12 protein-coding genes are annotated in these 12,140 nt (G+C 71.4%); 7 read left to right on the top strand and 5 right to left on the bottom strand.

What is annotated here, in order from left to right; genetic code table 11:
* Positions 1-22 precede the first annotated feature (22 nt).
* Positions 23-553, bottom strand: coding sequence for a peptidylprolyl isomerase (locus ACMCNK_RS22030; RefSeq protein WP_412738278.1), 531 nt, complete (start codon positions 551-553; stop codon positions 23-25).
* Positions 554-680: 127 nt separating this feature from the next.
* Here ACMCNK_RS22030 and ACMCNK_RS22025 point away from each other — a divergent pair, with 127 nt between their 5' ends.
* Positions 681-1,310, top strand: a complete 630-nt coding sequence (locus ACMCNK_RS22025) for a hypothetical protein (RefSeq protein ID WP_412738277.1) — start codon at positions 681-683, stop codon at positions 1,308-1,310.
* Positions 1,311-1,316: 6 nt separating this feature from the next.
* Here ACMCNK_RS22025 and eccB read toward each other — a convergent pair whose 3' ends face one another.
* The 3 genes from eccB to ACMCNK_RS22010 all read right to left on the bottom strand — a co-directional run bounded on the left by eccB (position 1,317) and on the right by ACMCNK_RS22010 (position 5,154).
* The gene (gene eccB / locus ACMCNK_RS22020) at positions 1,317-2,741 is read right to left on the bottom strand and encodes a type VII secretion protein EccB (RefSeq protein ID WP_412738276.1); all 1,425 of its coding nucleotides are present in this window, start codon (positions 2,739-2,741) and stop codon (positions 1,317-1,319) included.
* Positions 2,742-2,768: 27 nt separating this feature from the next.
* Positions 2,769-3,911 carry a magnesium/cobalt transporter CorA gene (gene corA, locus ACMCNK_RS22015; RefSeq protein ID WP_412738275.1) on the bottom strand — a complete coding sequence of 381 codons (1,143 nt, stop codon included), beginning with the start codon at positions 3,909-3,911 and terminating at the stop codon, positions 2,769-2,771.
* Between the two features lie 148 nt (positions 3,912-4,059).
* Entirely contained in the window at positions 4,060-5,154 is a 1,095-nt protein-coding gene (locus tag ACMCNK_RS22010; RefSeq protein WP_412738274.1) for a PLP-dependent aminotransferase family protein, read from the bottom strand.
* Positions 5,155-5,192: 38 nt separating this feature from the next.
* On the opposite strand from ACMCNK_RS22010, the gene ACMCNK_RS22005 reads away from it, so the two are divergent.
* The 4 genes from ACMCNK_RS22005 to ACMCNK_RS21990 are packed head-to-tail and all read left to right on the top strand — an operon-like array spanning position 5,193 to position 8,189.
* On the top strand, positions 5,193-5,645 hold the full coding sequence (locus ACMCNK_RS22005; protein WP_412738273.1) for an NUDIX hydrolase: 453 nt from the start codon (positions 5,193-5,195) through the stop codon (positions 5,643-5,645).
* A 48-nt stretch (positions 5,646-5,693) separates the two neighbouring features.
* Positions 5,694-6,425, top strand: coding sequence for a sugar phosphate nucleotidyltransferase (locus ACMCNK_RS22000; protein ID WP_412738272.1), 732 nt, complete (start codon positions 5,694-5,696; stop codon positions 6,423-6,425).
* Complete coding sequence (locus ACMCNK_RS21995; protein ID WP_412738271.1) at positions 6,413-7,474, top strand: iron-containing alcohol dehydrogenase family protein; 1,062 nt, start codon at positions 6,413-6,415, stop codon at positions 7,472-7,474. The genes ACMCNK_RS22000 and ACMCNK_RS21995 overlap by 13 nt, the downstream gene beginning before the upstream one ends.
* On the top strand, positions 7,449-8,189 hold the full coding sequence (locus ACMCNK_RS21990) for a CDP-alcohol phosphatidyltransferase family protein (protein ID WP_412738270.1): 741 nt from the start codon (positions 7,449-7,451) through the stop codon (positions 8,187-8,189). Before ACMCNK_RS21995 ends, ACMCNK_RS21990 begins: the two co-directional genes overlap by 26 nt.
* 17 nt (positions 8,190-8,206) lie before the next feature.
* Here ACMCNK_RS21990 and ACMCNK_RS21985 read toward each other — a convergent pair whose 3' ends face one another.
* A complete protein-coding gene (locus tag ACMCNK_RS21985) occupies positions 8,207-9,385 on the bottom strand; it encodes a glycosyltransferase (RefSeq protein ID WP_412738269.1) in 1,179 nt (392 codons plus the stop codon).
* 25 nt (positions 9,386-9,410) lie between these two features.
* Between ACMCNK_RS21985 and ACMCNK_RS21980 the strand changes: the two genes are divergently transcribed.
* Positions 9,411-10,271: an Fpg/Nei family DNA glycosylase gene (locus tag ACMCNK_RS21980; RefSeq protein WP_412738268.1), complete on the top strand. Its 861-nt coding sequence runs from the start codon at positions 9,411-9,413 to the stop codon at positions 10,269-10,271.
* 359 nt (positions 10,272-10,630) lie between these two features.
* A complete protein-coding gene (locus tag ACMCNK_RS21975; protein WP_412740947.1) occupies positions 10,631-12,133 on the top strand; it encodes a sugar transferase in 1,503 nt (500 codons plus the stop codon).
* The last annotated feature ends 7 nt before the right edge of the window (positions 12,134-12,140 follow it).

Below are 12,140 nucleotides of genomic sequence, written 5' to 3'. Positions count from 1 at the left end.
CAACGGTACCCGGACGGGGTAATCAGCCCTCGACGCGCTCGATCTGCACGCGCTCGATCACCACGTCCTCGCGGGGCCGGTCGCCCGGGCCCGTGGGGGTGGTCGCGATCGAGTCGACCACCTTGGCGGACTGGTCGTCGGCCACCTGGCCGAAGATCGTGTGCCGCCGGTTGAGGTGCGGGGTCGGCGAGACCGTGATGAAGAACTGCGAGCCGTTGGTGCCCGGCCCGGCGTTCGCCATCGCGAGCAGGTACGGCCGGTCGAAGTGCAGCTCGGGGTGGAACTCGTCCGCGAACTGGTAGCCCGGACCGCCCCGGCCGGTCCCGGTCGGGTCGCCCATCTGGATCATGAAGTTGGCGATGACCCGGTGCGAGATCGTGCCGTCGTAGTACGGGCCGCTGCCCTTCTGGCCGCTCCGCGGGTCGGTGTATTCCTTGGTCCCCTCCGCGAGCTCCACGAAGTTGCGCACGGTCGCCGGCGCATGATCCGGGAACAGCTGCAGCCGAATCGGGCCGTGGTTGGTGTGCAGAGTGGCGTAAAGCATCTGGGACACGGGTACTCCTGTCTGTAGGACAGTTCGTTTCGTAATTCGGATCCTGCCCCATGTGTCAGATCCGGATACGCGGGGGTACCTGGGAAGGCAACATGGCCTAGAGATAACCCTCAGGAGGTGGGCACTGGTGTTCGCAACGATGCGCCGCAAGCGCCGCAACGCGACGATGAAGCACGAACTCGGCCTCGGAGTCGAGCACTTCAAGCGCGCGGCCTCGCTTGCCGCGCAGGAGACCAGCGCAACCATGAGTCCGAAGCTCTCCGCCGCCCGCGACCGCATGCAGCCGGCCGCCGCCAGGGCCCTCGACACCGCCACGAACAGCTGGGAGAGCGCGGTGGCGACCCTGACACCGCTGGTCGCGGCCGCGAACGAGAGCATGCGGCAGGCCGGCAAGGAGGGCTCGAAGAACGCCCGCAAGAGCATGCGCAGGCGGAAGACACGCCATGCGCACCGGTCGATGAGCAGGGGGTCGAAGCTGGCCGGGTTGGCCCTGGCGGGCGCCGCCGTGGGGATGGGCGCCGCGTACCTCACCCGGCGGCGCAAAGCCGCCCAATGGGATGAATACGACCCGAACCGTACGATCGGTGCCACCGTCGAATCGATCGGCGGCGCGGACGACGCGGCGTTCGAGCCGGCCGACCCGATGGCGAGCACGTCGGGCAACACCCCGGCGACCCCCACGGACCCGGTCGACCAGAACGGCTCCGGCCCCCGCGGCCCGGAGGTGGCCCGTACGGCCGGCAAGAACAAGTCCTGACCCGCACTACCCGCCCTGGACGTCACCCGGCGCGACCCGTCGCGCCCGGGTGACGTCCAGCGCCGGGCCCGCCGGCAGCAGCACCACGAGCTGAGCCGGTACGGCCCGCGTCGGCACCCCGCCGTAGCCGAGCCGGCCGAGCACGTCCTGGGTCGCCACCGAATACCGCCGCCCGGTGTCGGTCACGACGCTCACGGTCGCTGCGCTCTCGGGTGCCGTGGGCGAGGCGAGCGACAGCACCACCGCCCCGCGGCCGCGGGCCACGTGCACCAGATCGGCCTGGACCCCACCCGGAACGGCCGAGTCACCGGAGACCGGGGCGCCCTCCGGCACGGTCGGGTCGATCCGGATGCCGGCGCCGTCCGCGCCCACCGGCAGCGTCAGGCATGCCCGCCGCGGCGGGTCGGCGAGCGCGGGCATCGTGGACGGCAGGCCGTTCGGGTCACCCGCGTCGCTGATGCGGGTCTGCGACGGCGGCAGATTGTTGAACTCCGGCCCGCCCAGCGTCACCGGGTCCGGGCCCGGCACCGTCTGCAGCAGCAGGCCCTGCACCTCGGTGATCGCGGCGGCGCCGTCCGCCAGCGCCACCTTCCACTGGCGGCCGTCGGTGAGCAGCCGGCCGATCGTGGCGTCGCGCACCACGGACCGCCCGCCGCGGCCGGCGATCTCCGGCGGCTGCACGTCGGGGCCGAGCGGGACCGAGTTGATCCACGCCGTGGCCACCGGCCACGGCTGCCGGTCACTCCACTTGAACGCACTGAGGATCGGGGCGTGCCGGTCGTCCGGGATCAGGAAGCGCCGGTTCCCGGCCACCAGGAACGTCCGCCGCGCCGGGTCGCGGACCAGCAGCGCCAGCGGGGGAAGGCCCGCTCCGGGTGCCGTGACGACCGTGCCGTCGGTCAGCCGGTCGCCAACCAGCAGCGTGCTGCGCGGGGCGGCGGCCGGGGTCGCGGGGTCCGGCGCCTGCGTGCAGATCGACCACGGCCGGTCGATCAGATCGCCCCGGGCCGGCAGCGAGTCCGGGGCGCCCGGGATGCCCAGCGGGTCACCCAACGGCACCGTGGCCAGCCGTTCCCGGGTCGTGGTCACCAGCGCGGGGGTCGCGGAGTTCGCGATGAGAAGCCCGGAGCTGTAGTTCAGCACCGGATGCAGCCGGCGGTCGGAGCCGAGGTAGACGTACCGGGCGCCGGAGCCCTTCTCCAGGTAGACGACGGACCCGTCGCGCGGGTTGTCGTTGCTGTGTCCGGTGAGGACGCCGTACACCGCGACCGCGCTGACGGCCAGCGCGGCGACGACCAGGCTCACCAGGGCGGTAGTGCCGGCCCGGCGCAGCGGCGAACGGTACGGGTCAGGGTCGTGCGTGACCAGCGCGGCGACGACCCGCTGCCGCGAGAACTGGTACGAGTGCAGTTGGTCCTGACGCGACGGCACCCGGCCACTCTATGAGTGACCGCCTCGTCACAGCCAGCCGTTGCGGCGGAACGCCCGGTACAGCAGCACGGAGACCAGCAGCATCAGCGCGAACACCGCGGGGTAGCCGTACACCCAATTCGTTTCGGGCATGTGTTTGAAGTTCATGCCGTACACGCCCGCGACCGCGGTCCACACGGTCGCGATACCGGCCCACGCGGCGATCTTGCGCATGTCGTCGTTCTGGTCGACCGTCACCTGCGCGAGCCGGGCCTGCAGGATCGAGTTCAGCAGGTCGTCATAGGACGTCACCTGCTCGACCGTACGGTTCAGATGGTCCTGCACGTCCCGGAAGTAGCGGCGGATCTCCTTGGGCACCACCCGGCTCTGCGGCGCGGTGATCGTCGCGAGTGGCCGCTGCAGCGGGACCACGGCCCGGCGGAACTCCACCAGCTCCCGCTTCATTTGGTAGATCTGCTGCACCGGGCTGCCAGTGCCGCGGGCGAACACCCGCTCCTCCAGGATGTCCAGGTCTGCCTCGACCTGGTCGGCGACCGCCAGATAGTGGTCGACCACCCGGTCGGTGACCGCGTACGCCACCGCCCACGGACCGTGCTGCATCAGCCCGGCACGCTCGGTCTCCAACCCGGCCCGGACCGGGGCCAGCTCGGCGGCGTCGCCGTGGCGCACCGTGATCACGAACTGATCCCCCACGAAGATCATCATCTGGCCGGTCTCGACGATCTGCGAGGTCTCGGTGAGCTCGCTGTGCGGCACGTACCGTGCCGTGCGGAGCACCAGGATGTGCACGTCGCCGAACTGCTCCAGCTTCGGCCGCTGCTCCGCCTGGACCGCGTCCTCGACCGCCAGCTCGTGCAGGCCGTACGTGCGGGCGATCGCGGACATCTCCTCGTCCGACGGCTCGTGCAGGCCGAGCCACACGAACGCGTCGTCGCGGGAACGCGCCGCACGCAGCGCCGCGCGGGGGGAGAACTCGCCGGGCTCGCGCTTGCCGTCGACGTACACGCCGCAGTCGACGACCGCGGTGCCGGTCACGCACGGCTCGGTGCTGTGCTCCGGCTCCTCCGGCGTGCCGAGCAGCCGGTTCATCATTCGCACCCGGGCGGTCCAGGCTCGTGGCAACCGGTTCGCGCCCACCGGCCGCGCCCGGCGCACGTCGTCCTCGCTCATGAACCCTCCCCCTCCGCGCGTGACGGCCCGCCTGAGGCTACGCCAGCCGGATGACAGCACCGGGCCGCACCGGTGGCGCCGGGCGAGCCGCCCACCGATCACGCGGTGAAGCGGCTGCCCGGCGCCCTGGGGACAGCGAAGGTTGGCGTCAGCCCCGAACCTCGGCGATCGCCGCGGCGATCCGGCGTACGCCCTCGTCGATCTGGTCGACCGTGACCGCCGAGTACGCCAGGCGCATGGAGTGGTTGCCGCCGTCGAGCAGGAAGTCGCTGCCCTTGACGATGGCCACCCCCTTCGTCGTGGCGACTCCGAACAGCTTGTCCACGTCGATGTCGGAGGGCAGGTCCACCCAGAGGAAGTACCCGCCGTCCGGCTCGGTGAACGTGGCACCGGGGATGTGCTTGCGCAGCGACTCGGCCAGTACCCGGGCCCGCTCGCCCAACGCGGCGCTCACGGTCGCGACGGAACGCTGGATGTCACCGGACACGCAGAACTGATGCACGATCGCCTCGGACACCATGCCGGGCGAGATGTAGAGGTTCGTCGCCTTCTTCGCGATGGCGCCGATCACGTCCGCGGGCCCGACCAGGTACCCCACGCGCACGCCCGGGCACACCGTCTTGGTGAAGCTGGACGCGTGCACGACCACCCCGCGGGTGTCCATCGACAGCATCGACGGCAGCGCCTCGCCGCGGAACCGGATGTCCACGTACGGGTCGTCCTCGAAGATCGTGAAGCCGTACTCGGCGGCCAGGTCCAGCAGCGCGCGGCGCTTCTCCAGCGACAACGTCACGCCAGCCGGGTTCTGGTAGTTCGGGATGATATGCGCCAGCTTGGGGCGTACGCCCGACTCCAGCAGGCGGCGCAGCTCATCGACGTCGATCCCGTCCGGTCCGATCGTCACCTGGTGCACCTTGGCGCCCAGGTTCTGCAGGTTCAGCAGCGTACGGTCGTAGGTCGGCTTCTCCACCACCACCGCGTCGCCGGACGTCACCAGGTGGTTGAAGAGGAACGCATCCGCCTGCAGCGAACCGTTCGTGACGATCACCTGCTCGGGGGCCACCCCGTGCTTCTCCGCGATCCACTTGCGCAGCGGCACGTACCCGACGGACGTGCCGTACGCGGTCACCCCGGCCGGATCGGCCTCGAACGCGCGGGCGGCCGCGGCCTTGAGCCCATCGACGTCGATGATGTCCAGAGAAGGGGCGCCACGGGCAAAGGAGATCAGCTGCTCAGCGGTCATACCGCTCAGCTTACGAGGCCGCTCTATACAATTTTTCCGTGCCCGAACCCCCACCCCTTCGTGTTGCGGGAGCTCTCGTCGTCGGCGACGACGGCCGGTTTTTCTTTCAGAAACGCTCCCCCCAACGAAAGCTTTTCCCGAACACCTGGGACATCGTCGGCGGCCACGTCGAACCGGGCGAAACCCTGGAAGCCGCGCTGCGCCGGGAGGTCACCGAGGAGACCGGCTGGCGCGTCGAGGCCATCCTCGCCGTCGTCGGGGAGTACGCGTACACCGGCGACGACGGGCTGGCCCGGATCGAGACCGATTTCCTCGTCCGCGTCGAGGGCGACCTGGCGCGACCACGCCTCGAGATCGGCAAGCACACCGAATTCCGCTGGCTCGGGCCCGATGAGCTCGCCCCGCTCGACGAGAATCGTCTGGTCGACGACGGAATGGTCAGGCGTATCGCGGAGGACGGATTCGCGGTGCTGGCTACGCTGGGTAGCTGACGCGCGGCTATCCTCGTCGTTCGACACTCCTGCTGTGGAAGGAACCCCATGATCGGTCTGGTACTCGCCGCCGGCGCCGGGCGCAGGCTGCGCCCGTACACCGACACGCTGCCGAAGGCGCTCGTCCCGGTGGACGGGGAGACCACGATCATGGACATCTCGCTGCGCAACCTCGCCGCCGCGGGGCTGACCGACGTCACGGTCGTGGTCGGCTACTGCGCCGGCGCGGTCGAGGAGCGCAAGGACGCCTTCGAGCGCAAGTACGGCGTGAAGCTCACGCTCGTGCACAACGACAAGGCCGAGGAGTGGAACAACGCGTACTCGCTGTGGCTGGCGCGCGACCACTTCGCCCAGGGCGCGCTGCTGGTCAACGGCGACACCGTGCATCCCGTCAGCGTCGAGCAGACCCTCCTCGCCAATCGGGGACCGGGAATCCTGCTTGCCGTGGACAGCGTCAAGAAGCTGGCCGACGAGGAGATGAAGACCGTCCTCAATCCGGACGGCCAGCTCGTGAAGATCACGAAACTGATGGACCCGGCCGATGCGTTCGGCGAATACATCGGCGCCACGATCATCGAGGCGGAGGCCGCCGCGGGCCTGGCCGACGCGCTGAAGACGACCTGGGAACGCAACCCCGACCTGTACTACGAGGACGGCTACCAGGAGTACGCGAACCGCGGTGGCGAGGTGCGCGCGGCCACCATCGGCGAGGTCGCGTGGGTCGAGGTCGACAATCACGACGACCTGGCCCGGGCGCGGGAGATCGCATGCCGCTACTAGCCCGCAGCGTGCAGGCCCCCCTGCACATCCACGTACGCCGCGGCGCCGTCGCCGACCTCGGCCAGCTGCTGGCCGACGGACGGATCTCGGCGGGCGGCGACGTGGCGGTGGTGGTCGGCCCCGGGCAGGGCGAACGCATCGCGGACCTGATCCGCCCGTCGCTGGGTTCGGCGGACGTCTACACCACCACCGGCGGCACGCTGGACGCCGCACTGGAGCTGGCCACCAAGCTGCGCTCCCGGCAGTACGACGCGGTCGTCGGCATCGGCGGGGGCAAGACCGTCGACACCGCCAAGTACGCCGCCAGCCGCTGGGGCCTGCCGATGGTCTCGGTGGCCACCAGCCTCGCGAACGACGGCATCGCCTCCCCCGTGGCCAGCCTGATCCACGACGGCATCAAGAACTCGTACGGCGTGCACATCCCGTTCGGTGTCATCGTCGACCTGGACTTCGTCGAGAACGGCCCGGAGCTGGTCAACCGCGCCGGAATCGGTGACGTGATCAGCAACATCAGCGCGCTCGCCGACTGGGAGCTGGCCCGCGAAGTACGCGGCGAACCGGTCGACGGCCTGGCCGCCTCGCTGGCCCGGATGGGCGCCGAGGCGGTGCTGGCGATGCCGGGCGACATGGACGACGACGCGTTCGTCACCGTCCTCGCCGAGGCGCTGATCTCCAGCGGCCTGGCCATGGCCGTGTGCGGCAGCAGCCGGCCGTCCAGCGGCGGCTGCCACGAGATCATGCACGCGATCGACTCGCTGTTCCCCGGCACGGCGACGCACGGTGAGCTGGCCGGGCTCGGTGCGCTGTTCTGCACGTTCCTGCGCGGCGACGAGCGGCGCTTCGCCCAAATGGCGCAGTGCCTGGCCCGGCACCGGCTGCCCCGTACGCCGGCCGACGTCGGCCTGAACGCCGACCAGTTCGTGCAGGCGGTGGAGTTCGCCCCGCGCACCCGCCCCGACCGATACACCATCCTGGAGCACCTCGCGATGTCCGCGGGCGAGATCCGCCGGAGGCTGGCCGACTATGACGACGCCGTCGCGCGGAACTGAGCCCGCGCCGACGCCCGCGGCGCCCACCGCGGCGGACTACTACGCGGTCAACCGGGGCGGCGGGCTGTTCAGCGAGGCGATCAGCCAGCGGATCGGCGCCCGCATCGCGGTGGCCGCGCACAGACGGCGGCTCGCCCCGACCGTCATCACGGCGGGGAACCTGGGGCTGAGCTGCCTGGTGTCGTTCGTCGTGGTGGCCGCGGCGCACCGGGTCGCCACCGGCGCGGTGTGGGCGTGGCCGATCGGCCTGCTCGCCCTGGTCGGCTGGCAGGTCGCGTACGCATTGGACTGCGCGGACGGGCAGCTCGCCAGGGTGACCGGGCAGACCAGCGCGGCCGGCGCCCGGGTCGACGTGCTGTGCGATGTCGCCGCGCAGATCGCCCTGGTCGCGGCGCTCGCGGCGACCGCCTCGGCGCAGGTCCCGGAGACCCCGGCGTGGCTGCTCGCCGCGTTCGCCGGCACCTGGATGGTCAATCTCGTCACCTCGGTCATGCAGAGCGGCCCCCAGGCGACGAGCATGGTGACCAGCACATCCCTGCCGGTCCGGGCGGTCAAACTGGTCCGCGACTACGGCGCGGTGATCGCCCTGGCCGGCGTCGTGCTGACCGTGGCACCGCAGTGGACGGTGTGGCTGGTCGCCGCGTTCACCCTGGTCAACGGCGCGTTCCTGGCCGCCAGCATCGCGTTCGCCGGCCGGGCCGCTCTGCGCGGCTGACCCACCGGCGGAAGCGTCTACTCCGGGTTTCCGGCAAGCTCCCGGTACAGCTCCACCAGCCGTGCGGTGAGGACGTCCGGATGGAACGCCCGGACGAACCGCTCTCGCGCCTGCGGCGCGAACGCCGCAGACTCGGCGCGCGCGAGCGGCAGCGCCTCCGCGAGCGCCGCGGCGTCCGGCGCGACCGCCCATCCACCGGCCGGCCCCGGCTGCTCCACCCCCAGCAGGTACGGGATCCCGCCCACCGCGGTGCCCAGCACCGGCCGCCCCGCCGCCATCGCCTCCAGGATCACGGTCGGCAGCACGTCGTTCCAGGTCGGCACCGCCACCACCACCGCGGCGGCGCGCCGGGCGGCGGCCATCCCCACGGCGTCCAGCACCCCCAGATACGTGACGTCGCCGCGCTCCGCGGCGGCCTCCTCGGCCAAGGGCCGCAGCTCCCCGTCCCCCGCGATCCGCAGCTCGCCGAGCGCCCCGTCCGGGTGCCGCCGCCAGGCGTCCAGCAGCAGCGCCAGACCCTTCTCCGGGGACAGCCGGGCGGCGTACAGGAAGCCGTCGCCGGGCGGGGCGGGCTCGCCCGGGTCGGGCAGGCCGTTCGGTTTCACCACGATCCGGTCCGCCGGGATGCCGTAGTCGCGCAGGTGCGCCGCGATCCGGTCGGTCAGCGCGATGTACCGGTCCACGGACCGCCACGTCGGCCGGTGCACCGCCAGCGCCGTGGCCAGGATCGCGCTCTGCGCGGCCGACCCGCGGTAGCACCGGTGCCGCACCGCGGGCCAGCCGATCAGCTTGTCCCGGCAGTCGGTGCAGTTGTGCCCGTCCCGGAAGTACAGCCCCGACGCGCACACCTGCCGGTAGTTGTGGACCGTCTGCACGACCGGCACCCCGTGCGCGTGCGCGGTCCGCACCACCCACGGCGACAGCAACGGGTACGGGTTGTGCAGGTGCAGCACGTCCGGGCGGTGCGTGGTGAGCAGCGTGGCCAGGTCCCGCTGGGCGGCCCGCCCGTAGATCGGCGACACCGGCAGCAGCGCCTTCTGCGCGACCGGCAGCGCGGCGATCGAGTCGGAGCTGCGCTGGAACGGCAGCACCTCCACCCCGGCCGCGGTGAGCTGGGAGATCTCCGTGTCGACGATGACGTTCTCGCCGGAGGGGATCGCTTCTCGGTACCGGTTGTGCGCGACCACGACCTTCACGGGGGTAGACGCTACATTCGGAGACGTGCCGGAACTTCCCGAGGTGGAGGCGCTTGCCGCGTATCTGCGTGAGCGCGCGGTCGGCCACGCCGTGCAGCGCTTCGAGGTGTCCTCGTTCAGTGCCCTGAAGACGTACGACCCCGCGCCGAGCGCGGTCGCCGGGCTGGCCGTGACCGGGGCCGGGCGGCACGGCAAATTCCTCGACGTGCATCTGGGCGACGAGATTCACCTGGTCGTGCACCTGGCCCGGGCGGGCTGGCTGCATTACCGGGACGCGTTCAAGTCGGCGGCTCCGCTCAAGCCGGGCAGCGGTCCGATCGCGCTGCGGGTCCGGCTCGACGACGGCTCCGGCTTCGACCTGACCGAGGCGGGCACCCAGAAGTCCCTCGCCGCGTACCTGGTACGCGACCCGAACGAGGTACCCGGCGTGTCGCGGCTCGGCCCGGACGCGCTCGCGGTCGGCCGCGACGAGTTCGCGCAGCGGCTGCGCAGCCGCAACGGCCAGGTCAAGGGCGTGCTCACGGACCAGGAGGTGCTGGCCGGGATCGGCAACGCGTACTCCGACGAGATCCTGCACGTGGCGAAACTGTCGCCGTTCGCGCTGACCGGAAAGCTCACCGACGCACAGCTCACCACGCTGTACGAGGCGATGCGCGCGGTGGAGACCGACGCCGTCACCCGATCGGTGGGCCAGCGCGCCGCCGAGCTCAAGGGCGAGAAGCGGGCCGGGCTGCGCGTACACGCCCGGACCGGGCTGCCGTGCCCGGAGTGCGGCGACACCGTACGCGAGGTGTCCTTTGCCGACAAGAGCCTGCAGTACTGCCCCACGTGCCAGACCGGCGGCAAGCCGCTCGCCGATCGGCGCCTTTCCAAGCTGATCCGATAGCACGCCCGTGCTCACGCAGCGTGGCGATCGCCCGAAGTTGGCCTCCGCGAGAGAAAGCGGGCACAACGTCCACTTCTCCGGGCCCGATCCATCGGTATAGTGGCCCGGTCCCACGCGTTGTCCGCGACGCCGGCGGGGCCGGCACCCTGTCGGCACCGGATGGCTCGTGGCGGTGCGTAATGTTCCCCGGGGTCGCCGGTCTCGTCACCGGCCCGCCGGGAGGGCCTCCGCGGCATCTCCCGGTCCCCGAAACGTCGGCGGGCGGTACGAGTTTGCGGGAGGACGTAGGCGAGGTGACTGCGAGCCTCCATCGCCCGGCGCCCGAGCGCGACCCGGCGCCCAAGAGCAGCCGGAGCGGCATGCCGTACGACAGCTTCGAGTGGCAGCAGGACCCTCACCCGACCAACGGCGTGCCCCGGTCGGCGTGGACCCGCTCGCACCGGCGTCTGTCGCGCTGGCACCGGCCGTACACGTTGGTCCTGGTCCTGCTCGATCTGATCTCGGCCGTGCTGGCGAGCGCGCTCGTGGACGCGTTCATCGAGAAGGCGAACTCCGGCTTCCAGACCCGGCCGGAGGTCTTCAACCTGGTGGCCTACGTGTGGTTGCCGCTGGGCTGGCTGATCATCCTGTGGGCCAACGGCAGCTACGACCGGCGCTACCTGGGCCTGGGCAGCGAGGAGTTCAAACGCGTCGTCCGGGCGTTCGTGACGGTCGTGGCCGGCATGTCGCTGCTCGCGTTCGCCACCAAGACCCAGCTGTCGCGTGGCACGGTCGCCGCGGTCAGCGTCAGTGCGCTGTTGTTCATCCTCATCTGCCGGTATTCCGCCCGGCAGGTCCTGCACGTCTCCCGGCGGCGCACCGGCCACGGCGCGCACCGGATGATCCTGGTCGGCACGCTGCCCGAGGCGCTGGAGGTCTACACCGCGGTCACCCGCAGCCCCGCGGCCGGGCTCATCCCGGTCGCCATCCATCTCACGGACGGGTACGCGGCCGCCCGCGGCATAGAAACCCCGGTCCCCGTGTACGCGGGACGTGACGTGCTGTCGCTGGTCCGGGAGGTCGGCGCGGACACGATCGCGGTGTGCGGCTCGGCCAGCGCGGAGCCCGGCGAACTGCGCCGCCTCGCCTGGCAGCTCGAGGGCACCGGCGTCGACCTGGTCGTCGCACCGCAGCTCACCGACATCGCCGGCCCCCGGGTGCACATCCGCCCGATCGAGGGCCTGCCGCTGCTGCACGTCGAGGAGCCGACGCTGTCCGGCCCCGGCTGGCTCGCGAAGAACCTGCTCGACCGGGTCGCCGCGGCGATCGGCCTGCTGCTGCTCAGCCCGGTCCTGCTGGCCGTCGCGGTCGGTATCCGGCTGTCCGACCCCGGCCCGGTGTTCTTCCGGCAGCCCCGGGTCGGGCACGAGGGCCGCACGTTCCGGGTGTGGAAGTTCCGGACCATGTACGTCGACGCCGAGGAGCGCAAAGCCAGCCTCAAGGAACTGGAACTCAACGACTCCGACGGCATGCTGTTCAAGATCAAGGAGGACCCGCGGGTCTTCTCCTTCGGGCAACGGCTGCGGGCGAGTTCCCTAGACGAGCTGCCCCAGCTCATCAACGTGCTCAAGGGCGAGATGTCGCTGGTCGGGCCGCGCCCGCTGCCCGCCGACGACGGCGACTACCTGGGCGACGTCCGGCGCCGGCTGCTGGTGCGGCCGGGCATCACCGGGCTGTGGCAGGTGTCCGGCCGCTCCGACCTGTCCTGGGACGAGGCGGTCCGGCTGGACCTGTACTACGTCGACAACTGGTCGCTGACGTACGACTTGGCGATCATGTGGCGCACGATCTGGGTGGTGCTGCGCCGCAAGGGCGCTTACTGACACTGTC

This window comes from Krasilnikovia sp. MM14-A1259 (assembly GCF_047159535.1).
Taxonomy (GTDB): domain Bacteria; phylum Actinomycetota; class Actinomycetes; order Mycobacteriales; family Micromonosporaceae; genus Actinoplanes.
The sequence above is the reverse complement of the archived record's forward strand: the minus strand, read 5'-3'. Positions and strand labels throughout refer to the sequence as shown.

Coding starts and splice junctions, on each gene's coding strand:
- corA (WP_412738275.1), bottom strand. CDS start 3,911: ATGAGCGAGGACGACGTGCGCCGGGCGCGGCCGGTGGGCGCGAACCGG.
- ACMCNK_RS22010 (WP_412738274.1), bottom strand. CDS start 5,154: ATGACCGCTGAGCAGCTGATCTCCTTTGCCCGTGGCGCCCCTTCTCTG.
- ACMCNK_RS22000 (WP_412738272.1), top strand. CDS start 5,694: ATGATCGGTCTGGTACTCGCCGCCGGCGCCGGGCGCAGGCTGCGCCCG.
- ACMCNK_RS21995 (WP_412738271.1), top strand. CDS start 6,413: ATGCCGCTACTAGCCCGCAGCGTGCAGGCCCCCCTGCACATCCACGTA.
- ACMCNK_RS21990 (WP_412738270.1), top strand. CDS start 7,449: ATGACGACGCCGTCGCGCGGAACTGAGCCCGCGCCGACGCCCGCGGCG.
- ACMCNK_RS21975 (WP_412740947.1), top strand. CDS start 10,631: ATGCCGTACGACAGCTTCGAGTGGCAGCAGGACCCTCACCCGACCAAC.